This is a genomic window from Caldanaerovirga acetigignens, from assembly GCF_900142995.1.
GTDB lineage: Bacteria > Bacillota > Thermosediminibacteria > Thermosediminibacterales > Thermosediminibacteraceae > Fervidicola > Fervidicola acetigignens.
The window spans coordinates 99528-124030 of sequence record NZ_FRCR01000004.1 but is presented as its reverse complement, the minus strand read 5'-3'; the positions used below and the strand labels follow the sequence as shown (position 1 = coordinate 124030).

At 41.7% G+C, this 24503-nt stretch carries 28 protein-coding genes; 26 read left to right on the top strand and 2 right to left on the bottom strand.

Annotated features, from left to right (window positions below):
- Positions 1 to 127: 127 nt before the first annotated feature.
- From iolN to BUB66_RS04355, 12 genes are all read left to right on the top strand, one after another.
- Positions 128 to 1084, top strand: coding sequence for a 3-dehydro-scyllo-inosose hydrolase (iolN, locus tag BUB66_RS04410; RefSeq protein ID WP_073255259.1), 957 nt, complete (start codon positions 128 to 130; stop codon positions 1082 to 1084).
- Positions 1085 to 1124: 40 nt separating this feature from the next.
- Positions 1125 to 1781: a nitroreductase family protein gene (locus BUB66_RS04405; protein ID WP_073255256.1), complete on the top strand. Its 657-nt coding sequence runs from the start codon at positions 1125 to 1127 to the stop codon at positions 1779 to 1781.
- A gap of 23 nt (positions 1782 to 1804) precedes the next feature.
- Positions 1805 to 2248 (top strand): hypothetical protein, encoded by a 444-nt coding sequence (locus tag BUB66_RS04400; protein ID WP_073255252.1) that lies wholly within the window; start codon positions 1805 to 1807, stop codon positions 2246 to 2248.
- A 13-nt stretch (positions 2249 to 2261) separates the two neighbouring features.
- Entirely contained in the window at positions 2262 to 3158 is an 897-nt protein-coding gene (locus tag BUB66_RS04395) for a CoA transferase subunit A (protein ID WP_159431500.1), read from the top strand.
- A gap of 14 nt (positions 3159 to 3172) precedes the next feature.
- Positions 3173 to 3940 (top strand): CoA-transferase subunit beta, encoded by a 768-nt coding sequence (locus tag BUB66_RS04390; RefSeq protein WP_073255246.1) that lies wholly within the window; start codon positions 3173 to 3175, stop codon positions 3938 to 3940.
- A 13-nt stretch (positions 3941 to 3953) separates the two neighbouring features.
- Complete coding sequence (locus tag BUB66_RS04385; protein WP_073255243.1) at positions 3954 to 4991, top strand: Bug family tripartite tricarboxylate transporter substrate binding protein; 1038 nt, start codon at positions 3954 to 3956, stop codon at positions 4989 to 4991.
- Positions 4992 to 5085: 94 nt separating this feature from the next.
- Positions 5086 to 5259 (top strand): 4Fe-4S binding protein, encoded by a 174-nt coding sequence (locus BUB66_RS04380; RefSeq protein WP_073255240.1) that lies wholly within the window; start codon positions 5086 to 5088, stop codon positions 5257 to 5259.
- 41 nt (positions 5260 to 5300) lie between these two features.
- Entirely contained in the window at positions 5301 to 5786 is a 486-nt protein-coding gene (locus BUB66_RS04375; protein ID WP_073255237.1) for a tripartite tricarboxylate transporter TctB family protein, read from the top strand.
- A gap of 30 nt (positions 5787 to 5816) precedes the next feature.
- On the top strand, positions 5817 to 7277 hold the full coding sequence (locus tag BUB66_RS04370; protein WP_073255233.1) for a tripartite tricarboxylate transporter permease: 1461 nt from the start codon (positions 5817 to 5819) through the stop codon (positions 7275 to 7277).
- A gap of 26 nt (positions 7278 to 7303) precedes the next feature.
- Positions 7304 to 9010, top strand: a complete 1707-nt coding sequence (locus BUB66_RS04365; protein WP_073255230.1) for an aldehyde ferredoxin oxidoreductase family protein — start codon at positions 7304 to 7306, stop codon at positions 9008 to 9010.
- Positions 9011 to 9025: 15 nt separating this feature from the next.
- A complete protein-coding gene (locus BUB66_RS04360; protein WP_084098772.1) occupies positions 9026 to 9259 on the top strand; it encodes a MoaD/ThiS family protein in 234 nt (77 codons plus the stop codon).
- Positions 9260 to 9287: 28 nt separating this feature from the next.
- Positions 9288 to 9650, top strand: coding sequence for a cupin domain-containing protein (locus tag BUB66_RS04355; protein ID WP_073255224.1), 363 nt, complete (start codon positions 9288 to 9290; stop codon positions 9648 to 9650).
- A gap of 57 nt (positions 9651 to 9707) precedes the next feature.
- Here the strand turns inward: BUB66_RS04355 and BUB66_RS04350 are convergent, their stop codons facing one another.
- A complete protein-coding gene (locus BUB66_RS04350; protein ID WP_073255221.1) occupies positions 9708 to 11708 on the bottom strand; it encodes a PAS domain S-box protein in 2001 nt (666 codons plus the stop codon).
- A gap of 172 nt (positions 11709 to 11880) precedes the next feature.
- Between BUB66_RS04350 and BUB66_RS04345 the strand changes: the two genes are divergently transcribed.
- The 12 genes from BUB66_RS04345 to BUB66_RS04290 all read left to right on the top strand — a co-directional run bounded on the left by BUB66_RS04345 (position 11881) and on the right by BUB66_RS04290 (position 20950).
- On the top strand, positions 11881 to 12216 hold the full coding sequence (locus BUB66_RS04345; RefSeq protein WP_073255218.1) for a LapA family protein: 336 nt from the start codon (positions 11881 to 11883) through the stop codon (positions 12214 to 12216).
- 48 nt (positions 12217 to 12264) lie between these two features.
- Positions 12265 to 13227, top strand: a complete 963-nt coding sequence (locus BUB66_RS04340; RefSeq protein ID WP_244269747.1) for an ABC transporter substrate-binding protein — start codon at positions 12265 to 12267, stop codon at positions 13225 to 13227.
- Positions 13228 to 13252: 25 nt separating this feature from the next.
- Positions 13253 to 13969, top strand: coding sequence for a hypothetical protein (locus BUB66_RS04335; protein ID WP_073255215.1), 717 nt, complete (start codon positions 13253 to 13255; stop codon positions 13967 to 13969).
- A 149-nt stretch (positions 13970 to 14118) separates the two neighbouring features.
- The gene (locus tag BUB66_RS04330; RefSeq protein ID WP_073255212.1) at positions 14119 to 14493 is read left to right on the top strand and encodes a flagellar protein FlaG; all 375 of its coding nucleotides are present in this window, start codon (positions 14119 to 14121) and stop codon (positions 14491 to 14493) included.
- Positions 14494 to 14524: 31 nt separating this feature from the next.
- Positions 14525 to 16408: a flagellar filament capping protein FliD gene (gene fliD / locus BUB66_RS04325; protein ID WP_073255209.1), complete on the top strand. Its 1884-nt coding sequence runs from the start codon at positions 14525 to 14527 to the stop codon at positions 16406 to 16408.
- 21 nt (positions 16409 to 16429) lie between these two features.
- On the top strand, positions 16430 to 16816 hold the full coding sequence (gene fliS / locus BUB66_RS04320; protein WP_073255206.1) for a flagellar export chaperone FliS: 387 nt from the start codon (positions 16430 to 16432) through the stop codon (positions 16814 to 16816).
- 11 nt (positions 16817 to 16827) lie between these two features.
- Positions 16828 to 17259 carry a hypothetical protein gene (locus BUB66_RS04315; RefSeq protein WP_143156206.1) on the top strand — a complete coding sequence of 144 codons (432 nt, stop codon included), beginning with the start codon at positions 16828 to 16830 and terminating at the stop codon, positions 17257 to 17259.
- 25 nt (positions 17260 to 17284) lie between these two features.
- Entirely contained in the window at positions 17285 to 17842 is a 558-nt protein-coding gene (locus tag BUB66_RS04310; protein WP_073255474.1) for a lytic transglycosylase domain-containing protein, read from the top strand.
- 409 nt (positions 17843 to 18251) lie between these two features.
- Entirely contained in the window at positions 18252 to 18560 is a 309-nt protein-coding gene (locus BUB66_RS04305; protein ID WP_073255200.1) for a zinc-ribbon domain containing protein, read from the top strand.
- Positions 18561 to 18696: 136 nt separating this feature from the next.
- Complete coding sequence (locus BUB66_RS04300) at positions 18697 to 19545, top strand: basic amino acid ABC transporter substrate-binding protein (protein ID WP_159431499.1); 849 nt, start codon at positions 18697 to 18699, stop codon at positions 19543 to 19545.
- 27 nt (positions 19546 to 19572) lie between these two features.
- On the top strand, positions 19573 to 20235 hold the full coding sequence (locus BUB66_RS04295; RefSeq protein WP_073255194.1) for an amino acid ABC transporter permease: 663 nt from the start codon (positions 19573 to 19575) through the stop codon (positions 20233 to 20235).
- Positions 20228 to 20950 (top strand): amino acid ABC transporter ATP-binding protein, encoded by a 723-nt coding sequence (locus tag BUB66_RS04290; protein WP_073255191.1) that lies wholly within the window; start codon positions 20228 to 20230, stop codon positions 20948 to 20950. The genes BUB66_RS04295 and BUB66_RS04290 overlap by 8 nt, the downstream gene beginning before the upstream one ends.
- A 72-nt stretch (positions 20951 to 21022) precedes the next feature.
- Here the strand turns inward: BUB66_RS04290 and BUB66_RS04285 are convergent, their stop codons facing one another.
- Entirely contained in the window at positions 21023 to 21703 is a 681-nt protein-coding gene (locus tag BUB66_RS04285; protein ID WP_073255188.1) for a hypothetical protein, read from the bottom strand.
- A gap of 101 nt (positions 21704 to 21804) precedes the next feature.
- Here BUB66_RS04285 and BUB66_RS04280 point away from each other — a divergent pair, with 101 nt between their 5' ends.
- Positions 21805 to 23208, top strand: a complete 1404-nt coding sequence (locus BUB66_RS04280; RefSeq protein ID WP_073255185.1) for a sigma-54 interaction domain-containing protein — start codon at positions 21805 to 21807, stop codon at positions 23206 to 23208.
- A gap of 209 nt (positions 23209 to 23417) precedes the next feature.
- The gene (locus BUB66_RS04275; RefSeq protein WP_143156214.1) at positions 23418 to 24503 is read left to right on the top strand and encodes a Glu/Leu/Phe/Val dehydrogenase dimerization domain-containing protein; all 1086 of its coding nucleotides are present in this window, start codon (positions 23418 to 23420) and stop codon (positions 24501 to 24503) included.

The window sequence follows — 24503 nt, the reverse complement described above, 5'->3', positions numbered from 1 at the left end:
ATGCTAGCAAAAGTTCAAAAAAGCCGTTAAATATTGTGCAAAAAGGGGGGGGACGAGCGGGGAAAATAAGTAAGTGCTTTGGCTTGACTACTTTAAATAAAAAATTTTTGTGGATGGAGGTAGTAAGATGAAATATAAGTACTCGACAGGTTCTATGGATAAAGCCGATGGCATATATTTTCAAAATATGACAGGTAAACAGGTAGAAGAGAGGCTGAAGCAAAACGACATAATAATAATTCCAGTAGGCAGTACGGAATACCACGGAAAAGGCCAGTGCTACGGGGAAGATACTTTCATTGTGACAAGGATTGCCGAGATAGTGGCGAGAGAGACGGGGTGCACCGTTTCGCAGCCTGTCTGGTTTGGTTCTCACCCGTGGAACCAGATGGGAATGCCGGGCACCATAGTAGTGCCTGAAGAGACTTTTGTGGCTTATTTGAGGGCTATCATCGCTGGCTACTGGAATGCGGGGTTTAGGAAGCAGATATTGATAAACGGACATGGCCAGGAATACGTTATCCCCAATGCTATTCAAGAATTTGGAAAGATGTACCAAGTGCCTGCGGTTATATGCATGGTGAACTGGCCGACCGTGATAGCTCAAGAGCTGAAAGACAAAGCCCACGGAGGGCCTTGGGAGACGCCATTCAGACATGCTGATGAAGTGGAAGCTTCTTTTGCGTTGGCGCTTTTCCCTGAAATGAACAACAAAGAGGACATGGAAGATTCTACTCCGGTTGGATTTATGCCCGAAGGCCATGTGGACAAAGGCGGAGACATATACCAATATCCCATACCGGGCCATGCTCAAATCGGAATGGGTGGTTTGGAAGTAATTCTCTACCCGCAGGGAGTAATAGGAAAACCCACATTAGCCGATGCCAAAAAGGCTGAAAAAGGGATCGAAATGATAATAGATTACTTGATAAAGCTTCACAACGATATAAGGGAAAAATTCCCGCCGGGAGTATTGCCGCCTATCGAGCTCGTGACAGAAAGAGACAGGGAGACTATCGAAGCTGTCATAAAGGGCCCGTTTAAAGGCGGAAGAAGCTTATATTCGCTGGGATACCCTGTATAATGAGGTTTTTGCAAAATAAAAAACGAGGAGGAGAGAAAAAATGGAGAAAAAGGATGTATTCTTCCAGGTCGTGGCCGATAGAAGAAGTATAAGGAACTTTACAAAGGACAAGATTTCTGAAGAAGACTTGAAACTAATCCTCGAGAGTGCGCGCCTTGCTCCCTCTGGCGAAAATGCCCAGCCGTGGAGATTCATAGTAGTAAAAGATGAGGAGAGGAAGAAGTTTTTGGCCAGAATCTCGAAAAACGGCAGCGGTAGGAGATTCACAGGAGAATTTCTCAGCAAGCAGATGCAAGAGAGGTTCAAAAGCCTCCAGGACGAAGAAAAAAAGTTGGCAGCCTTCAAGAAGCTCACATCTGGAGACGTTTCCGCGTTTGTTAGCGAAGGCGACGTGATAATAATTGTAATAGGGCGCAAAGATGTATGGGACCTTCCTTATGATACATCTGCTGCTATCGAAAATATGCTGCTTACAGTTACAAGCTTAGACCTTGGCGCGTGTTGGGTTATAGCTCCTTGCATCGATGTCCGGGATGAGGAAAAGCTAAGGGAATACTTTGAGATACCTGACGAATACAAAGTTGTAAGCATAATTTCTATAGGCAAACCCTCGAGGATACCAAATCCGCGGCCCAGGATACCTCTTAAAGACCTGGTCTTCAACGAAAAATTTGGCGAGCCGTATTACAACGAGTAAGAATTAAAAAAGGAGGGCATAAGATGAGCATCCTAGAAAATTTTAAAGACGAACTGATTTTCGAAGTCCAAAAGGAATTTTGGGATGAGAGAGGAAAAGGAGCCAGGTACAGACTTACAAGGCTGGGTGTGGCTTTTATTAAAGAGCAGTTGGGAGACAAGGTAAAAGACAAAGAAAATATAAAAAAATGGTTGGTAGAAAACGGCTTTTGCAAAGAGGTAACATTTATCGAAGACAAAGAAATTTCCCTCACCATGCTTGTCAAAGGCTGTTGCCTTAAACCGGTAAAGGAATCCTTCATAAAGAAGAATATCGCTCCGCTTTCATGTCCGATAGCAAACATGTTTATGTACAACCTAGAACTGGAGACAGGTCTTGCGCCGGAGCTTTTACCCATTGAAGAAGAGGATGGAGGTTGCAAAATAACCCTTGCCAAGATGGCCTCATCGGATGTCGTGAAGCCATAAAGAGGTGATTGATGTGAGCAAACTGAAAACCCTTAAAGAAGTAGTTGCAGAAATACCGGACGGCGCCCATATAGCTCTAGGAGGATTTGCAATAACAAGGTGTCCTGTAGCGTTTGTATTCGAAATGATAAGGCAAAAGAAGAAAGACCTAACTGTATCGCAAATAGTGGCGGGGATGGAGACCGATTTGCTGGTAGGCGCCGGCCTTGTAAAAAAGTTAGAGTATAGCGGCGGGTCATTGGATAGATTCGGCAGGCTCGAGAGGATAAACGATAAGATAGACAAAGGGCTGCTGGACATAAGGGAATACAGTGGGATGAGCATGTCGATGAGGTTTTTAGCAGGCTCTCTGGGCGTTCCTTTTATACCGACTAAGGCTTTATTGGGTACAGAAATGCTAAAGAATTTGCTTGCTAAAAACGATCCGGCAGTTAAAGTTTGCGAATCGCCATTTGATGGGGATAAGTATGTTTACTTAAAGGCATTAAGGCCTGATTATTCGGTGATACATGCTCAATATGCCGACGAAAAGGGCAACGTAATAATAGAAGGTCCTTATTGGGATGCTGAAACTGCAAAATCAGCAAGAAAACTTATCGTGACAGTAGAACAGGTCGTATCGACGAAATTTATAAAAAAGTTCCCCGAAAAAGTGATTATCCCGAGCGTTTATACTTACGCCGTTGTAGAAGTGCCTTACGGAGCCTATCCAACAGCTTGTTATAAGTTTTATGACTACGACAGAGAAATGTTAGAAAATTATGCAAAAATAAACAAAAGCGAAGAAGAGTTCAACAAGTTTTTGAATGAATACGTGTTTAGCACAAAAGATTTCACAGAATTTATAGAAAGGGTAGGGGGGGTGGATAGGGTTAACAAAATCAAAGCCGATCCGTCGTACGGATATTGATTAAGAGGTGATCGATGATGGTAGCTAAATATACCACGAATGAGCTGATGGCAGTTACGGCGTCAAGGCTTTTAAAAGATGGGGAAAATGTAGTGGTAGGATTGGGTTTGCCGCAAATAGCAGCTTTGCTTGCAAAAAGCACCCACGCACCTAGGCTGAATATCATTTACGAGATTGGAGTCGTAAATCCAGAAGCAGAGGAAATGGGAGTCGGTATTGCAGACCCAAGGCTCTGGAATGAAAGCGAATGTTTTACTAGTTTTGTTGGGACTCTCGGGAGCATCCTGCAAAAAGGCCTAATAGATGTGGGCTTTCTCGGCGGGTTGCAGGTCGACAAATACGGAAATATAAACAGCACTTTGATAAAGACGGAGAAAGGCTACCGGCATATAAATGGAAGCGGTGGAGCTGCGGATATCGCGACTTTTTCGAAAAGATTGATGATTATAATGAAGCATGAAAAGAGGAAAATTATTGAAAAAGTAGATTTTTTGACCAGCGTTGGATATCTAAATGGCCGAAACAGCAGGAGCGAAGCCGGTCTTCCGATGTGTCAGGATATAAAGATAATAACGAATTTATGCGTTTTTGGGTTTGATGAAGAGGAAAGGTCCCTGAAGCTCCTTTCGGTTCACCCAGGAATTGCTCTGGAAGAGGTTGTTGAAAACACGGGGGTAGAGTTCAAAATACCTGAAATGGTGAAATGTACTGAGGAACCTACTGAAAAAGAAGTAGACCTGCTCAGGAATTCGATTGATCCTTTGAAAATGTATATTAAGTAAGGGGGACATAGGAATGAAACGGTTTAAGGCTTTGGCCCTGCTGATAATCGCCAGTCTATTGGTTTTGAGCTTGGCAGGTTGCGGACAAAAGCAACAAAGCGGCGAAAACAAGGTGAAATATCCCGAAAAGTCTATTAACGTCATCGTAGGGTTTTCGGCTGGTGGACCAACCGATTTGATTGCAAGGGGTATAATGCCGATTGTTCAAGAGAAATTAGGGGTTGGTGTGGGTATTACCAATGTGCCTGGTGCGGCAAGCGCGACGGGTGCAAACCAGGTTCTTTCCCAACCTAAAGATGGATATACGCTCTTTTTTGGATCAGAAGCTATGTCCACGTGGCAGGTTATGGGGACGGCAGACATGAGTCCGACTAGAGATTTTGTGCCTGTGAAAGTTGTAGCTCAGGCGATTCCTGTGCTTGCGGTTCCGCCAAATTCAAAATTCAAGACGGTCGAAGAGTTTATAAATTATGCAAAACAAAATCCTGGAAAGCTAAGAATAAGCACTGCGGGTCCAGCGACAGTTCCGCACGTGTCAGGATTGTTGCTCGAAAAAGAATTGGGAGTTAAGTTCACTTACGTTCCCTATGAAGGAGGCCGACCTGCAATTACCGCTGCGATGGGCGGACAGGTGGACGCTACGATAGAAATGGTGCAGTCGATGGTAGAGGCGCACAGGTCTGGTCAGATAAGAATACTAGCCTCATTGACTAATGAACCTGTAGAAGGCCTTGAAGTCCCTGCGATCGGTGCTAAATATCCTGAATTGGCAAAGTACTTGCCTTATGGGCCTTACTTTGGCCTCTTCGTTCCCAAAGGAACGCCGGATGAAGTTGTTGACGTCTTAAAAAACGCCATGGATGAGGCTGTAAAAGACAGCAGATGGCTTGATTACTGCAAGAAGCTGTACCTTATACCAATAGACTACAGCGGCGATGAAGCAGTGAAATTTATCGATGATTGGACTGCAAAGGCAGCATGGATTTTGTACGATGCCGGAGTTGCCAAAGAGTCGCCGGAAAAATTCGGCATAAAAAGACCCAACCAATAAATTAGAATAGTGAAGTTTCGCCTCTATCTCATGAGGGGATAGAGGCGAAACAATAATAAAAAATATTGAAAACCAAGACAAAGGAGGAAATAAAATGCTTTATGTAAACAGGGAAAAATGCGAGGGATGCGAGGCTTGCGTAGCAGCTTGTGGAACTGGCGCAGCTAAAATAGTTGACGGCAAATGCCAGATAGACGTAAATGTTTGCGTTGAATGTTATGCATGCAAAGAGGTATGTCCATTCGAGGCCATTGAAGAAAAGGAATAAAGAAAAAGTCCCGGTATAAGGCCAGAAAGGATAGATATCCTATGGAAGATTCTAAATTGATGAATATAGCTGTCTTTGTTTTCCTTTTCTTGGTTATTTTAGGGGCCTACGCGAACATTTTTATGTACAATATTAACCAAAAAATCCCAGTACTCGATATAAACTCGCCATTGGTCGTTCCTTTTTTGCTCAATACATTATTACTCATTATGACAGCAATTATTTTGAAAAATGAAATAGGGAAATGGAGGCAAACAAAAAATGGCGACTCATCGGAAAAAGAGCTAGTAGATGAATTAAAAGGGGTGCTAGCGTATTTTGTAGGGTTGGTCATATATATTCTAGCCGTTAAAAAATTACATTTTGAAGTTGCTACATTCGTTGCAATGGTTTTTGGGATGTATATGCTGGCAAAGCATGGAAAAGAAGGCAGGGCACCAGTGTGGAGGATAATTTTTACATCATTGATATTAGTTGCATCTATTCGGTTTGTCTTTACAGGGGTATTTAAAATTATCCTCCCGTAAATCTGATCGGGGCAGAAAGGAGAAAAAAGCATGAGTTTTTTGTTACTCCTTATATACATGACAGTTGGGGCGATCATTGGATTATTCATGGGGGCACTGCCAGGCCTTACAGTTACGATGACGATTGCTTTGGTTGTGTCATTGACATTTGGGTGGCCGATGGTTGACGCTTTAGCATTTATAATAGGCGCGTTTTGCGGTGGCGTAATGGGTGGATCGATTTCTGCAATAACATTGAATATACCTGGAACAGCCGCCGCTGTTGCTACTATATTCGACGGTTTTCCCCTCAAGCAAAAAGGGGAAGCTGCGAATGCGTTAAGCCTTGCGCTTTTTGTGAGCCTTTTAGGTGGATTTTTCGGTATAATCTTTTTAGCAGTGCTCGGGCCTCTACTTGGAAGTATCGCTTTGAAATTTGGAAATCAGGAATATTTTCTGATTTGCCTTTGGGGCATAACATTAGTAGCCGTCCTCAGCAAAGAAAACCTGCTGAAAGGCTTGGCTGCCGCATCTCTAGGATTTTTGATATCTATGATTGGAATGGACCCTATTACTGGATTAATGAGATTTACCTTTGGTTCGAAGATATTGAGCGGAGGAATTAACTATATTGTGGCAATGATTGGCCTTTTTGGAATGAAAGAAGTTTTCGTGCAACTGAGCAATAAACGAGCATTTAAGGTGGATGACTTTACTTATAGAATAAGGGACTTGTTTCCAAAGTTAGATATAGTAAAAAAGAGCATTGTGACTTATCTTTGGTCTGCGCCGATAGGTGCAATCATAGGATTGCTGCCAGGGACTGGAGGGGATATTGCCTCACTGGTATCTTACGGCGTATCAAAACAAATAATTAAAAAACCGTCGAGGCCTTTTGGGGAAGGAGCTTATGAGGGTATTGCAGCTCCTGAGATAGCAAATGACGCAGCAATTGGGGGAGCTATAACAACCTTGCTTACACTGGGAATCCCCGGGGATTCTGTTACTGCGATAATGCTTGGTTCATTTTATCTTCACGGGTTGCTTCCGGGTCCAACCTTCATGATGACGGAGAAAAAGTATTTTTATATGATTTTGGTATTTTTGGCTATAAGTATATTCATAGCTTACTTTGTAGGCATATTTGGGAGCAATATAATGTTGAAGATGCTGAACCTCCCTAAATGGGTACTTCTACCTTTTATAAGCATCCTATGCATAGTCGGCTCTTACTCTCTACAAAACAATATAAATGACGTGATATTCATGATTATGTTCGGGTTAATTGGATACGTGCTGGAAAAAGCGGGATATCCGGTAAGTCCGATTGTACTTGCCATAATTTTAGGCCCGATGATAGAGACAAACTTTAGAAAGGCATTGATAAGTGCCGGAGGGTTTGGAAATGTCATAATCTCTTTCTTCACAAGACCTATAAGTTTAATATTGCTTGTCTTAATTGTTTTAACTTATGTTGCGCAATCAAAAGTAATGAAATTAGAACAACAATAAAAGGAAAGGGGAGAGGAGTAAGGGAAATGGGTAAAATTATAAGGATAAACATGAAAGCTAAGAGTGCTTCGCTCGAAGAAATAAAAATGGAATATAAGCTTTTAGGTGGGAGGGCTCTTACCTCGAGAATAATATACGACGAGGTGCCTGCTGACTGCGACCCGCTTGGAGAAAAGAACAAACTGGTAATCGCTCCTGGTTTGCTAGGCGGGACGGCAGTCTCGAGTGCAAGCAGGATCTCAGTAGGATGTAAAAGCCCTCTTACAAATGGAATAAAGGAGTCAAATAGCGGAGGGCTGGTGGCCACATACCTTGCAAGAGAAGGGATAAAGGCGATAATAATTGAAGGCCAGCCGGAAGATGACAAAATGTACGTCATCGAGATTGAAAAAGAGAAGGTCAATATAATCCCTGCGGACGAAAGCTTAAAAAATGCAGGAACTTACGAGACGACCGAAAGGCTTATTAAAAAATACGGTAAAGATGCAGCAATAATGTGTATAGGTCCTGCGGGAGAAAACAAAATGAGGGCAGCCAGTATTATAGTGACCGATCACAATGGTGAGCTAAAATTCTGTGCAAGAGGTGGCACCGGCGCCGTAATGGGGAGCAAAGGCGTAAAGGCTATCGTCGTGAAGAATTCCAGGGGGAGCATAACGTATTTTGACAGAGAAGGATTTTTGAACGTTGCTCGGAGAGTAAATAAGGAATTGATGGCTGATCCTAAGACAGGCGATGCATATAAAAAGTATGGAACTGCTCAGATAGTTAATGCTGTAAATGCAATTGGTGCTCTGCCAACGAAAAATTTTAGATTCGGGGCTTTTGAACACGCTTCAAATCTCTCAGGAGAAAAGCTGTACGAGCGGGTGCAGGAACGAAAAGGTGAAGGCAAAACTGGAGTCCCGTGCATGCCTGGATGCGTAATCCAATGCGGGAATATTTATCCGGATAAAGAAGGAAATAAAATAGTCTCAAATTTGCAGTATGAGACGATTGCACTTGTAGGTTCCAACCTGGGGTTTGAAGACCTGGATTCGGTGGCAAAGCTAAACAAAGAAATCAACGACCTTGGACTTGACACTATCGAGATGGGTTGTGTATTGGGAGTTGCAATTGATGCAGGATTGGCAAAATTTGGCGATGAAGAAAGCTGTTTAGCACTTTTGAATGAGATTAGAAAGAACAGTATCTTAGGCAGAGTTCTTGGAAACGGCGTTGAAATAACCGGTAAGGTTTTAGGTGCAAAGAGGATTCCCGAGGCGAAAGGTCAAGGGATTCCCGGATATGATCCAAGGGCATTGAAAGGAAATGGAGTGCTATACGCTACTTCGCCGATGGGAGCGGATCATACTGCGGGCAACGCCTTTGGATCGAGAAATGAGGTGAATCCGCTGGGCAGGGAAAAGCAAGGAGACCTGTCGAGAAATCTCCAGATTAGGATGACGACTTTAGACAGCCTGGGATTCTGTATATTTGCAAGAGGGCCGCTATTTAAGGATACATCTACGCTGACTGACATGATATATTACCTCACGGGGGAAAAGCTCACGATAGATCAGGTTTGGGAAATAGGTATAAACACCTTGAAGATTGAAAGGGAATTTAACATTAAAGCTGGGGTAAGCCCATACAGAGATAAATTAAACGAATTTTTCTACAGCGAGGCTCTGCCGCCCACAGGAGCCACTTTTGACGTGCCTGAGAACGAAGTGGAAAAAGCCATAATTTAATGAGGATGACTTATAATGATTAAGGTAAAAGTTCATCTTTTTTTCAAAAAGTATGTGGGAAACGATGGCGTTGTAGAATTAGAAGGTCCTTTTTGCGATGATTTTGATGTGGAAAAACTTATAGAAAAGCTAGGCATACCCAAAGAAGAAGTAGGAATGGTCATAATTAACGGAAAGTGGCAAGACTTTAAAAGCAGGTTAAGCGATGGAGATTCAATAGAAATATTTCCCCAATATTTAGGGGGTTAAGATTATATTTTCGAAAGGAGATGGCAAAATGGAAAAATTTACTGTTCATGAAAGTGAAATTGAGGGTGAAAGGAGAATACCACCTCGGGTTTCAAAGATATTGATTTGCAATAAGACAGTAGGAGCGACTAAAATTTCGATGGGTGTAAATGTAACCGAAGTTGGAAGCAAAATCCCCATGCACTGTCACGAGGATTCGGAAGAAGCGATGTTTATAGTTTCAGGAAGGGGAAAGCTGATTGTGGAAGGCGTGGGAGAATATGAGTTGACCCCCGGGACTGCTATTTTTGCTCCCTGCGGGGTAAAGCACGAAATAGTAAATACCGGGGATGAACCGATTAAAGTCATCTGGGCTTATGCCCCTCCGCTACCCCAGCATTTGGAGAAATAGATGAAGTAATTAATAAATGAGCCCCTTGTGCATAAAAAACACAAGGGGCAAAAATTTTTAAGTGTCGCTTATAACGCAATTCCTCCCCGCAGCTTTTCCTTTATACAAAAGCTCGTCAGCTCTAGAAATGATTGAGTCCACGTCATCCTCAGATCTACTTGAAGTGACGCCAAAGCTGGCCGTAATCCTGCCTATTTTTGGGAAAATTACCCCCTCTAATTTATCCTTCAATTCGTTTGCCAAAGATGTAGCATTTTCAATTGAAGTTTCGGGTAAAAGAATTATAAATTCCTCGCCACCCCAACGCCCTAATATATCAGTTTTTCTGATTCTTTTTTTAATTACATCTGCAATCTTTTTCAAAGTCATATCTCCGGCAGCGTGGCCGAAGGTATCGTTTATCTTTTTAAAATGATCCAGGTCAAATATAATAAGCGAAAAAGGTTTTCCAGTCCGTTTAAAGCGCAGGACTTCGTTTTCAATCATCTGTATTATATACCGACGGTTGTATATTCCTGTCAAAGGGTCTGTTATAGCCTGGAGAAAGAGAAGTCTCTCGTTTTTTTTCCTCTCGGTTATATCTCTGAAAATTGCTATGGCATGCCACTTTCCGTTTATTATTACAGTGGAAAGAGAAAGTTCCACTTCTATAGAACTCCCGTCTCGCCTTTTTGTCTCAAATTCAAACTTGCTAATTTGAGAAGATTGCCCGCTTTTATTTATAAGGCCTTTCAATTTTGAAAGGAACGAGTCGTTTAGGGCTAATAATTTTTGAAGTTCTGTTCCGATAGCTTCTTGCGACTTGTATCCGAACATCTGTTCTGCAGAGGGGTTCCAATATATAATAGAGCCACTTTCGTTTGTAATAACTATGGCATCTCCAGCGTGTTGCAAAATTGTATGCAGGATTTCTTCAGTTTCATGAAGCTCTCTTTCTAGGTTAAGACATTTTGTCTCATCGAAGGCAACAGATGAAAAGATTTTCTTTCCAGCGAATTCTTCGGCCATTATGTGAACTTCCACGGGATAGTGTGATCCGTCTTTTCTGTAATTATTTGTGGGGATTATAATTACCTCTTTTTCGCCCGTGTTGAGGGGTTCTAGAAGACTTCTGAAAGATTCTTCCGTCATTTCTTTATGGATATCAAGAGGGGTCTTTTCCTTAAGCTCATCCCAGCTATATCCACAGTTTTCCAAAAACTTTTTGTTTGCCGAGAAAAATTTAAAGGTATCAGGGTAGAAAATGAATTTTTCATAAGGTGAAAATTCGAATAAATCTTTGTAGAGTTTAAGTTCGTTTTCTGCTTTTAGCTTATCTGTAACATCAAAAATTATCAGGTACAAACATTCTTTATTCTGATAGCTTATTAGCGATGAGTAGACCTCGACAAAGCGGACAGAGCCGTCAGAAATGCGTTGAGAGCAAAGGCAAGGGTTACATTCTTCTTTTAGGACCTCCAGACAATTTTTCTCGCAACTTTTCTTGCCTATATTTTTAGCAGAAATATCTTCTAGTTTCATCGATAATAATTTACTTTTTTCATAACCATAAAATTCAAGGGCTGATTTGTTTGCTTCGATTATTTTGCCGTTTTTTGGATTTACCAAGATCATCACTAGTTTATTAGTTTCGAACATGTTCCTGAAAAGTTCCTCACTTTGTCTAATCATCTTGTTTGCAGCGTGTAGTTTTAAGGCAGTTTCTACAGTATAAACTAGCACATTTTCATCAGAGCCTTTTTTTATGTAACCGTAACTAGTAACCGATTTAATTTTTTCCATAATTTCTCTGTTCACGTGGGATGTGAAGAATACTATCGGGATATCCGTGATTTTTTGGATTAGCAAAGCTGCGTCAATTCCATTGAGCTTACCTATGAGTTCGATGTCCATTAAAACGAGGATGTACTTATTGCCTCTTTTAATCCTCTCAAGAGCATCTTCACCGCTGCGCACAGTGTCCAGCTCAAAGCCGTATTTTTTAAGGATATCCTCGGTAATTTTTGCGCTCAATCTGCTGTCTTCAACCAGCAAGATTTTGCCAAGAGAATTTTCCATTTGGCATCCGCCTTTCCGCAAGTGGAAATTATATATATTTAAATTTTAGCACTTTTATCAAAAAATGATTATAGGATTTTTAAATCTCAAAATCCATTTAAGGAAGGAAAAAGTAAAGATAATGTAGAATTTACTGCGTAATAATAAGAAATTGGGGGGGGGGGGGAAACTAATGGGTGACAAAGTCCAGATTATTCTGGTATTGACTCTTATTTTTGCCCTGTTGGTAGCGGTCTTTGCGATTTCAAATGCCGGGAAAGTCGACATAAGGTTTTTCGGTACTGTATATAGTATCTCTCAAGCGGTTGTAATTTTTGGAGCAGCGGCATTTGGAGCGCTGGTAACCCTTCTTTTAGGTCTTATATCAAGGATACGAATGGCTTTTAAAATCAGGGAACTAAATGCAAAAGTATCAATATTGGAAAAACAACTGGAGGATGCAAAAATGGAGATTGAAATGTTAAAAGCTGCTGATGGTAGGCAGGGTAATGGAAATATAGAGCCATAGGCAAAGCAAAAAATTAAGATAATTGTCACTTTACATATTTTGAAATGTATGTTATATTTATTAAAGCGATATGCCGAAAAAGACATAACGGAGATGATGTGCGTGGTTAAAAGAAATGCTGTTTTATTGTCTATATTAATATGTCTGGTTGTTTTTGCTTTGATTTCCTGTGGAAACAAAAATAATAATTCAGATTCAAAGTTGGGCAGTCAAGGGAAAGGAGAAATAATCCTCGCTACTACCACAAGCACCCAGGATACGGGACTTTTAGATGTGCTCATCCCGCTTTTTGAACAAAAAACCGGTTACAAGGTTAAGACTATAGCGGTGGGGACTGGGCAAGCCCTCGCAATGGGAGAAAGAGGGGATGCCGACGTAATGCTGGTCCATGCGCCGGAAGCGGAGATGGAACTGGTTAAAAAAGGAGCTGCGATTAACCGGAAGTTGGTTATGCACAACGATTTCGTGGTGGTAGGACCCCCGGAAGACCCTGCGGGGATAGGAAAGGCTAAAAGCGCAGCGGAAGCCTTCAAATTGATTGCACAAAAGCAGGTTCTCTTCATATCGAGGGGCGACGATTCTGGTACTCACAGAAAGGAACTCCAGATATGGGAACTTGCTGGGATTGAAAATCCGGAGGATAGATGGTACCAATCGACGGGACAGGGAATGGGAACCACGCTCGATATAGCTTCAGAAAAAGTAGGCTACACCCTCACCGACAGGGGGACATACCTTGTAAAAAGGGATAACATTCGACTGGAAATATTGGTGGAAGGTGCGAAGGAGCTTCTCAATATATACCACGTCATGCAGACAAATCCTGAATACGTCAAAAAGACCAATCCGAATGCGGCAAGGATGATAAACTATGAAGGTGCAAAAGCTTTTGTGGATTTCATGGTAAGCGAAGAAGTTCAAAAAATTATTGGGGAATTCGGGAAGGATAAATTCGGACAACCCTTGTTTTTCCCCGACGCCGGAAAGGATGAAGGAGAGCTTTTAAAATAAAATAAATTCCCGGAGAGTGGTATTTTTGAAAGTATTTTCTGTGGTTGGTCTTGCCAAATATAGAAATAGGCTCATTAATAAAATCGCAAAAGAACTTAAGGTCAGGGGTTATACCGTAGGGGTTTTGAAGAACGAGAATAATTTTATCAATAATTACGAAAAAATAGATGATGCAGATATTGTTGCTTTCTTGGGCCGGGAAAGCACGGCAATTTGTTTTTCAAGGAAGTTATCTCTCAACGAAATTATGAGTTTTTACAAGCAGGATTTTGTGATATTGGAAGATGTGTCGGATGCCGCGGTTCCGAAACTGCTTTGCGCAGAAAGTGAGGAGGAAATAGAGAAGGTTTTGGACGGGACCGTTTTCGCGATTAGCGGCGCTTTTTCGATCAAGATGAAAAGATATGGTGATGTTCCCGTTATTAATGCCGAAGCAAACGCAAGAGAACTTGTAGACCTCATTGAGGAAAGAGTATTTGAGAAGCTTCCCGATCTGGAAGGGAAAGGTTGCGGAAGTTGTGGGAAAAGCTGCGGAATGATGGCCGAAGATATATTGAAAAAAAGGGCGTCCAGGGAGGATTGTCGGGCGAAGAATTCCGTAAATGTATGGATAAATGGCAGAGAAGTCCCGATGGTGCCTTTTGTCCAGAAAACTTTTGAAGCGATAATAACGGCTTTTCTGTCCCAATTGAAGGGCTTTGAAAAGGGAGATATAAAAATTGTTATTACAGTGAAGGAATGAAAATTTTGCAGAAAAATAATTAGCAAAGAAAATGAGGAATATGCCCTGATTTTAGAAAAAATTAAGCCGAAATTGCCTATATTTCGGCTTAATTTATTTATTTTTTTATTCGATATAAAAACAGAAGAAAATTAAAAAGGGTGAAGGTCATGCGTATCGAAAGTGTAAAAAGTAGTGATATTCACCTTGTAAATGCAAGTAATAGCACGTCAAAAGAGGCGGAGATTAGTAGGGATAACTTCAAAAAAAGCCCGGAAAGTCTAGAGACTGTTTCAGATGCCTCGATTAAAAAAATTACAGAAAATGACTTAAAAGACATCGCAGAGGATCTGGAAGATTTTGCAATAGAGATAAAAAACACCAGGTTCGAGTTTTCCATTCACGAAGAGACCAAGAGAGTCATAGTGCGGATCTACGATAAGGAAAGCAACGAGCTCATAAGCGAGATACCTCCGGAAAAGTTTTTGGACCTCATAGCGAACATCTGGAAACAAGTGGGATTAATTATAGATAAAAAGGTGTGATTGGTTTAAAATTAAGGCAGGTGGTGAAAATATGGCTTACAGCAACTTGAGGATAGGCGGCCTTGCCTCGGGAATTGATATTGACCAGATAATTTCGGACCTCATGAAAGTGGAGCGCACGCGTGTTGATAAGCTCTACCAGCAAAAACAGCTTTTGGAGTGGCAAAAGGAAGATTACCGGAACATTAATCTGAAGCTAAAGTCCCTTTACGATTTCGTATTTAACATGAAGCTTCAGGGCACGTATTTAAAGCACAAGACGATGGGTACGCTTCCTTCCGGACAATCGGCAGACACTTATTTTACTGCCAGTGCCGGAGCTTCCGCCATTCCGGGAGAGTATGCGGTAATTGTGAAAGAACTTGCAGAAAGCGCAAAGCTTGAAAGCGGAAGTCCTATTTCCAAACCGATAGTGGCTGGGACGATTAGCTTTCCTAGAGAGGTAACGTCCAATAAAAACAAATTTATCATGGTAGTAGATGGTGTTGAAAAGACTATTGAAATAGAGGCTAAAACGTACAATAACATAGACGAATTAAAAGCAGCTTTGCAAACTGCAATAAATAATGCTTTTGGAGGAGACAAAATATCTGTCAATATCGGACAAAACTCGAATTTGGTTATTGCGCCTACTGAAAATTACGATAAATCCATAACAATAACATTAAAAAGCTACCCTAATTCCGAAAATGACATTCTCTTAGAACTCGGATTTTCCGATGGCGCAACTTATAAGCAAATAGATCCTTCCAAATCCATAGCGGAGCAGCGAATGTATTTTGCAAACGACCCGTTCGGCGGAAACGATACATTGAGTGAATTTAAGTTTACCATCACGGCAAACGGAAAGTCCAAAACCTTCTCCTTCAAGACGACTGACTCTCTGAATTACATACTTTCCACAATATCATCAGACAGAGAAATCAACGTAACTGCGTATTACGATCCCATAACTGATAGGGTTATATTTAAGACCAGGGATACCGGGGCAAGTGCAAGTATCAGCATTGTAAATGAAAATGACGGCGGCAACCTGTTTGGAGAAACAGGTGCCTTTAAGACAAGTGGCTCAGATACAGGTAAAAACGCTGTTGTAGAGATAAATGGAATTACTATAGAAAAACCCTCCAACACCTTTACTATAAGTGGTATTACGTTCGAACTAAAAAAGGAGATGGCTACGGGGGAAAGCGCCACACTGAAGGTGGAGCGGGATATCGACGGTGTCATCGATACGATAAAAAAGTTTGTGGAGTTGTACAACGAAACCATAGACTACATAAACAAAGAGCTCAGCGAACAGCGCTATAGGGATTACCTTCCTCTTACCGAGGAGCAAAAAAAGGAACTAAAAGAAGATGAAATCAAAAAGTGGGAGGAAAGGGCAAGGAGCGGCATTTTGCGTTCAGACCAGCTTGTGATGTCCATACGGAATAAGATGAGAGAAATACTGTACACTCCGGTAAAAGGACTTCCTGCCGAATTCGATTCGCTTCTGGACATAGGCATAAAAACCGGGTCTTATTACGAAAAAGGAAAGCTGTACCTGGATGAGGCAAAATTGCGGGAAGCCCTGAGTAAGGACCCCGAAGCGGTAATGAGGCTATTTACGAACGCGGGTGACAGTTCTACCGGAAATGGGATAGCGGTAAGTCTTTACGATGCACTCAAAGCAGGGATTAAGAGCATTACAGATAAGGCAGGAGGCGGAGATTTTGAGGTTTTCGACAACAGTTTTCTCGCGCGGAGGATACGGGAAGTAGACGATAAAATTAAAGTAATGGAAGAAAAGCTCAAAGAAATTGAGGACCGCTACTGGCGGCAGTTTACGGAGATGGAAAAGGCCATAGCGGCCATGAATCAGCAGAGTCTCTGGCTCGCAAGCCAGTTGGGGCTTTATAGCTCAAATTCCTAAAGAAGAAAAGGGGGGTCTTCGGTGGTGAATCCGTACCAGCAGTATCAGGAAAATCAGGTAATGACGGCACCGCCGGAAAGGCTGGTGCTTATGCTTTATGAAGGTGCACTCAGGTTTTTGAGGCTTGCCAAAAATGCCGTAAAAGAAAAAAATTATGCCGATGCAAATAACTACATTGTGAAAGTGGAAGATATAATAATGGAACTCAACATGAGCCTCGACATGAATTACGAGCTTTCGAAAAATCTGAGAAGCCTTTACAACTTTATCTACGAGAAGCTCATAGAAGCGAATGTAAAGAAGGATTTAAGTAAATTGGAAGAAGTAGAAGGGTTGCTGGAAGGGCTAAAGGAAGCCTGGCAGGAAGCCTACGTAGAGGTCATAAAGGCAAAAAAGACGGCGTTATAATTTGTTATGATATGAAAAAACGGAAAAGAGACGATTGTATGGAAGTGATGTTTAACGAAAAGATAAAAAACTTGGAGAAAATTTTAGCCATTACCTTAAAAATGAAAGAAGCGGTAATTGCTGAGGACACATCATCATTATTGGAGTTGGTGGAAAAAAGAAGGCAGCTCATAGATATATCCGAGAAGATAGATGAGAAAATAAAAAGAGAATTTGCCGATATGGATGAGGGTATTGAACGCTTTAAGAGAAGTATAAGAGAAAAGCTTTTTGAAATAAAAATGCACGATGAAGAAGTCGTAAAGCTGGTAAAAAAACTTTATTCAGACATCGAGGGAAAAATCGTCGATTTAAACTTTGCTAAAAAAGTGACGCAACAATATACCGACCCCTTCGGTAAAGCGAATTTCGGTGAAGGTTTTTTTATCGATAGAAGGGAATAGTACTTTTTTGGGAGCGGGTTTTAAAATGGTTGATTTGACGGGCATACAGCGGGTAATCGCTCGAATAGAGGAGATAAAAGCGAGGTTTAACGTAAATAGAGAAAAAAGTTTCGGAGGAATTCTAGAAAATGCGATAAATGAATATGAGACAAAGCTAAACAAAGAGAAAGATAATGTACCGGAGGGAGATATCTCCGAAAAGAAGGCGAAGGAAATAATAAAGCGAACGGCAAGAGCGTTAGGTGTGGATGCGGATTTAGCCCTTGCGGTAGCTAAGGCGGAGTCCAATTTCAGACAGAATGCCGTGTCCAATAAAGGCGCAGTGGGAATAATGCAGCTCATGCCGACGACTGCAACAAGTCTAGGGGTGAATCCCTACGACATAAAAGAAAACGTGCTGGGAGGAGTTTTTTATCTAAAAAATCTCCTCGAACGTTACGACGGCGACGTTGTTAAAGCTTTAGCAGCATACAATGCCGGGCCTTTTAGTGTCGAGAAACATGGAGGAATTCCCCCCTTCAGGGAGACTCAGGAATATGTGGAAAAGGTAATGAAATATTACATGAGCATGAAGGAAAATTAATTTTTTCTTTGATTTCAAAGCCTGCTCTTTCCTTGAGCAGGCTGAAACTTTAAAAACATTGCTTCGAGTGGATTATAATTATATTACAAAGGCGGCTATTTAAACACCAGGAAGAGAACTCAGTAACGCACAAGTAATATATGAAGTGCAGAAACCATGGTGGAGCATAATTTCATCTAGAGCGACAGAATTGTTTTAGAGGCGAAAAACAAATTTTTCTTGCTTTTTTTCTTTTTAAGGTATATAATTAGCGTAAGGCATTGCTTAGGTCTGTGGTTGAAAGTCGAAGCCTGCCGCGGGCAAAGCGACTCCCTCGAGGGTATTAACACCCAGGGCGGCCAACGGAGGGGATGACCAGGTCAGCTAAGGAATGCCGGAAGAATCTAAATCAAAGTGAGGGGTTTTTTTAATGGCATTCCAGGACAAGGTATTAGTATGCAAAGACTGCGGGAAGGAGTTCGTCTTTACAGCAGGCGAACAGGAATTCTACGCGCAGAAGGGCTTCGAAAATGAGCCCAGCCGCTGCAAGGCATGCAGAGATGCGAGAAAGGCAAACAGGAGGGATTTTGGAGGGCGAAAACCAGCGCAGAGGACGCTATACGATGCGGTTTGCGCCGACTGCGGGGCACCGACAAAGGTTCCCTTCAAGCCAAGAAATGACAGGCCGGTGTACTGCAGCGAATGCTTCAGGAAGCACAGGGTTGCAAGCGAACTTTAAGCATGTTTAAAAGCCGACTTGCGCAAAATAGAGGTCCGGAATACCGGACCTTTTATTTTTTTAAAAACGTATTGAAATATTATTCCGAGCAATGTATAATTATACCCAAAAGCGTGAAAAAGGAGGCAAAATTGTAATGAAAAAAATCATCACAATACTGATGATCATAGTATTTACAGCGGTTCTTACTCTCGGGGCTGCGGGATGCGGGCAAAAACAGACAGCGAGCCAGCAAAATGCTAAAGAAAGTGCAAATACCCAAGAAAGCGCTCAAGATGAGGTAGAACGGATAAAGAAAGCGGGGAAGCTTGTAGTTGGCACCAGTGCTGATTATCCGCCTTTTGAATTTCACCAGGTGGTAAATGGAAAGGATCAAATAGTAGGTTTTGACATCGATTTAGCAAAAGCCATAGCGGATGAGCTGGGAGTTGAACTGGAAATAAAGGATATGGACTTTAAGAGCATAATTTCTGCGGTGCTTACAAAGACTGTTGATATCGGAATTGCAGGTTTTACCATAACAGAGGATAGGAAAGAGAGCGTAAATTTTTCTGAGCCATACCTAGAAGGAGGACAGCAAATTATAACTTATGTAGGAAGTGGCGTCAAAAGCAAAGAAGACCTTAAAGGCAAAACCATAGGGGTGCAGATAAGTACTACCGGTGAAGAAGAAGCAAAAAAGATAGAAGGTGCAAAACTGAAGCAGTTTGATACGGTAGATGCGGCAATGATGGACCTCTTAAATAAGCGCATCGAAGCAGTTATTATAGACTTTGCAGTAGCACAAGCTTATGCAGCTAACAATCCGGGGAAATTGGAACTCATCGGTGATATGTTGGACGACGCTGCAAAAGCTGTGGTATTGAGAAAAGAAGATGTAAAACTCCTCGAAGTGGTGAATAAGGTTATAAATGACCTCAAGGAAAGCGGGGAGCATGAAAAACTCGTTAAAAAATGGTTTGTAGATTTTAAGCCGTCAAATTAGTTCTAACACTGAAAGGAGAAAATTTAGTTGGACAAATTGAATTTTTCAATAGTCATACCTTACATTCACCTATTTTTCAGAGGAGCTCTTACAGCCTTTGAAATTACTCTGCTTGCGGTGCTCATTGGCATAGTCATAGGGACGTTTATGGGAATGGGGAAGATGTCCCGAATTTTCGCGGTGAGATTTTTGTGTAGCGCTTATGTGGAAATAATAAGGGGCACTCCCCTCCTTGTCCAATTACTCATATTCTATTTCGGCCTTCCGCAAATTTTAGGGTTTACCATACCCGAATTTCCGGCAGCAGTGCTGGCACTGGGTATTAACAGCGGGGGATATGTGGCCGAAATAGTAAGGGGAGGAATCCTCGCCGTAGACAAAGGTCAGATGGAAGCGGCAAGGTCTTTGGGGATGACATACAGTCAGGCTATGAGGTATATTATACTGCCGCAGGCGTTTAAGAAAATGATTCCTCCTTTGGGCAATGAGTTTGTGACGCTTTTAAAGAACTCATCTCTTGCCACAACTATAGGATTTCCAGAACTTACCAGGGCTGCCCAGATCGTAGCCGGAAATACCTACAGGCCTTTTGAGCCTTATTTGACGGCAGCGGCTTTTTACTTCGTCATGACGGTGAGTTTTTCGTGGCTTATGTCGATTGTCGAAAGGAGACTGGCGGCCAGTGATTGAAGTAAGAGACCTTCATAAAAATTTTGGAAAACTTGAAGTATTAAAGGGCATCAATACAAGGATACAAAAAGGAGAAGTTGTGGTTGTAATAGGCCCCAGCGGTTCGGGAAAGAGCACATTTTTGAGGTGTCTTAACCTATTGGAAAGACCTACGAGAGGAGAAGTAAAAATAGAGGGCAAGTCGCTACTCGATCCGTCTACAGATATAAACAAAATCAGGCAGGATGTGGGGATGGTTTTCCAGCATTTTAACCTTTTCCCCCATAAGACAGTAATAGAAAACATAACACTTGCGCCGATAAAAGTTAAGGGGATATCCCCCAACGACGCTAGAGAAAAAGCAATGGAATTGCTGGAAAGGGTGGGTCTTGCCGATAAGGCGGAATGTTTTCCCGCTTCCCTTTCAGGTGGGCAAAAACAGCGGGTCGCCATTGCAAGGGCCCTAGCTATGAATCCGAAAGTTATGCTGTTTGACGAGCCAACATCTGCCCTTGATCCGGAGATGATAAAGGAAGTTCTGGATGTAATGAAGGACCTGGCTTCGGATGGTATGACTATGGTGGTAGTTACCCACGAGATGAGGTTTGCGAGGGAAGTGGGAGACAGGGTGCTTTTCATGGATGAAGGAAAGATACTGGAAGAAGGTACCCCGAAAGAAATTTTCGAAAACCCGCAAAATACGAGGACAAAGGAGTTTTTAAGCAAGATACTTTAATATTGCTAAACCCCTCCCATTAAAAACCCCTGGGCATAATGCCTGGGGGTTTGATTTTTAATTATATTAAAATTATATTAACGCATCCCGCATTTTATATAGATTAATCATCATTAGACAAGCCGAAATAAGGAGCAAAAGCGAAAGCAGGGGCGGGATTGTAATCAAAAACCGAGCAATTTCAGGCGATTTTCCTGTTGCCTGCACAGTTTCAATAAGCACCTCGGAATAGTCTTTTAAAACCCGGTATCCGAACCTGAGCCAGAGCGTGGATACCACAAGGGAAACTGGAAATATAAACGAAGCCATAATGTAACCAAAGGAGCTCCTTTTCTTCAAAGCATTTAACCCCAAGAAAATTGGGAGCACCAAGACAAAGGAAAAAATTGCACCCAGAAATTGCGGTGAAAGGGCTATAAGTAGGGCTGAGGTTAGAGTAAAAAGTCTAATTCCCGTATTCAACGGTTCTAAGGAATTAGTAAAATCAAAATAGGCGGCATTGGCATACCGCAAATAAGAGTAAACATTATTCAAGTTGCTGCTGTTTTTTAGCAAATCTTTGCCTTTTTTCGTGAGAGATTCATAGACCTGTTTTTTAGTTTCTCCTTTTAACAAACTGGCATTAAAATTACAGTAACGACTTTTTGCCTTTGCAAGCTCCCTCGTCAGTGAAGCTCTAATTCTCGGAGAAATGGAGGAGGAATTTAACTTTTCCTCGATGGAAGTTAATATGGCTAAAATTTCATTTTCCAAGCTATAACCCCCAGCTTACCAAATTTTTTGTTTTAACTTTTCAGCCATATTAAATTATAATTAATTATAGCATATTAACACATCATATTGGAGGGGTATTTATGGCACCCTCTCTCAATGGCGAGGCAGAATATGTGATAGAGCTTTTAAAAAATATCATCGAAATGATTCCGGATGCCGTTATGGTGGCCGATAGAGAAGGAAAATGCATAATGGTGAACCAGGCTTATAAAAACTTAAGCGGTCTTTCGGAAGAAGATGTGGTGGGAAAACCAGCGGATGTCGACATTGCGGAAAGTGACAGCGTTCTCATCAAATCGATTCGCGAAAAAAGGGAATTTTCCAACCTCCTCCGTCGGGTGGGTCCAGATAAGCGAGAGGTCCTTTGCAGTGCAAAACCGATTTACATCAAAGGTGAACTGGTGGGAAGCGTAGGCGTAATGCACGACATTTCAGAGATTAAAAGGATGAGCAGGGAATTGGAACAAAAGACGAGGATGCTTCGCAATTTGGAGTCCAAGTATACTCTGGATGATATATTGGGAAACAGCGAAAAGATAGTGAAGGCAAAAGAGGAGGCTAAAGCCTGTGCCGGCGTGTCGGCAACGGTATTACTCGTTGGAGAGAGCGGAACCGGCAAGGAACTCTTCGCGCACGCCATTCATAATATGAGTCCAAGGGCTTCAGGACCGTTTGTAAGGGTTAACTGTGCTGCAATAAATAAAGAACTTTTGGAAAGCGAGCTTTTCGGATACGAAGGGGGTTCATTCACCGGTTCGCTTAGGTATGGGAAAAAAGGATTTTTTGAACAGGCTGACGGCGGGACGCTGTTTTTAGACGAGATAAGCGAATTCAGCCTTCCTGCTCAGGCAAAGCTTTTGCGGGTGCTTCAAGAGCAAGAAGTGATGAGGATAGGTAGCACCGTTCCGAAGAAAGTCGACGTTAGGATTATAGCGGCAACCAACCGTAATTTAGAAGAAGAAGTGCGAAAGGGAAATTTCAGACACGACCTTTATTACCGACTCAACGTAGTGAGGATAACAATACCGCCTTTGAGAGAAAGAAAGGAGGATATACCGCTCCTTTGTAAGAACATAATAAAAAAGTACAACCAAAAGTATGGAAGAGGGGTTAATTCTATATCAAAAAAAGCTTTGGAGGTTTTAATAGCCTATGATTGGCCCGGAAACGTGAGAGAGTTAGAAAATGTGATAAGCCGAGCAATGATAAACATGGATATTTCTGATAAGGAGATAAAACCCGAATACCTACCGGAGTTAGTGGAACAGCAAGGAATCATGAGCCAGCTCGAGGATGGCGAGATTATTATAAATTTGAATGGCAAGAATTGGGAGCAAGTGAAAAAAGAGTTTGAGACAAAGGTCATCAGTTATTTTCTGAGTAAGAAAAAGTCAAAAACAGAAGTGGCAAAAGACCTCGGAATAACAAGAAGGGCACTTTATAAAAAGTTAAAGTTATTAGAAAGTAACGAAACAAACGAATAAATGCGACGATTGCGAAAAAATGAGAATAATAGTATACATTAATTGTGTATCAATTCCCTGCAAAATAATCAATGAGAACAAAAGTATACATGAGTGAGAACAAAATTACACGGGAAACCCTCCCCTCAAGGTGTTTGGCCGATTGGTATATTTTTTGCTTTTTTTTATTTATTCAAAAAGAGAAAAGGGAGGGTTGATTGATTTTGAAGATAGATATTTTTAAAGAAATGGAAAAGCACGATTTCGAACAGATAATTTTCAATTACGATAAGACCACAGGACTTAAGGCAATTATAGCCATTCACGATACCACTTTAGGTCCCGCGCTCGGTGGATGCCGCATGTGGCCTTACGAATCGGAGAATGAAGCCCTGATCGATGCCATGCGGCTTGCAAAAGGCATGACATATAAGTGCGCCATATCGGACAACAATTTCGGAGGTGGAAAGACGGTAATCATAGGTGACCCGAAGAAAGACAAGTCGGAGGCGCTTTTTAGGGCATTGGGTAGGTTTGTTCAGACTTTAGGGGGGAGGTACTACACCGGTACCGATGTAGGAACTACAGGAATGGATTTCGTGTATGCCAGCAGAGAATCCGACTATATTGTGGGGTTGCCTGAGGAATATGGAGGTAGCGGAAATTCTGCTCTTCCGACGGCTTACGGTGTTTACAATGGAATGAAAGCTGCCGCCAAGGTAGTTTTTGGAACAGAATCTTTGAAAGACTTAAAAGTTACTATTCAAGGGGTGGGCAAGGTCGGGCAGATTTTAGCGGATTATCTCGCCGAAGAGGGAGCAAAGATAATAATAGCAGATATAATCGAGGAAAATGTTGAGAAGGTCAAGAGGAAGCATTCTCAAGTGGGAGTAGTAGAAACTGAAAAGATTTACGATGTAGAATGCGATATATTTGCTCCTTGTGCACTTGGTGGGATATTGAACGATGATACCATACCGAGATTAAAATGCAAAATAATAGCCGGTGCTGCCAACAACCAGCTACTAGAACCGCGCCATGGAGATATTCTTCACGAAAAAGGCATCTTATATGCCCCCGATTATGTAATAAACGCTGGAGGGTTAATACAGGTAGCCGACGAACTGGAATATAAGGATGATGAAAAAAGGCATGAGAGGGTAATGATGAAGGCTGCTGCCATTTATGATATACTCCTCAAGATATTCACAATAAGTAAGGAACAAAATATTCCTCCGCACAAGGTAGCTGATAGGCTTGCTGAAGAAAGAATAGAAGTTATTGGAAAACTTAAGACCAATTACGTAAAAAGATAG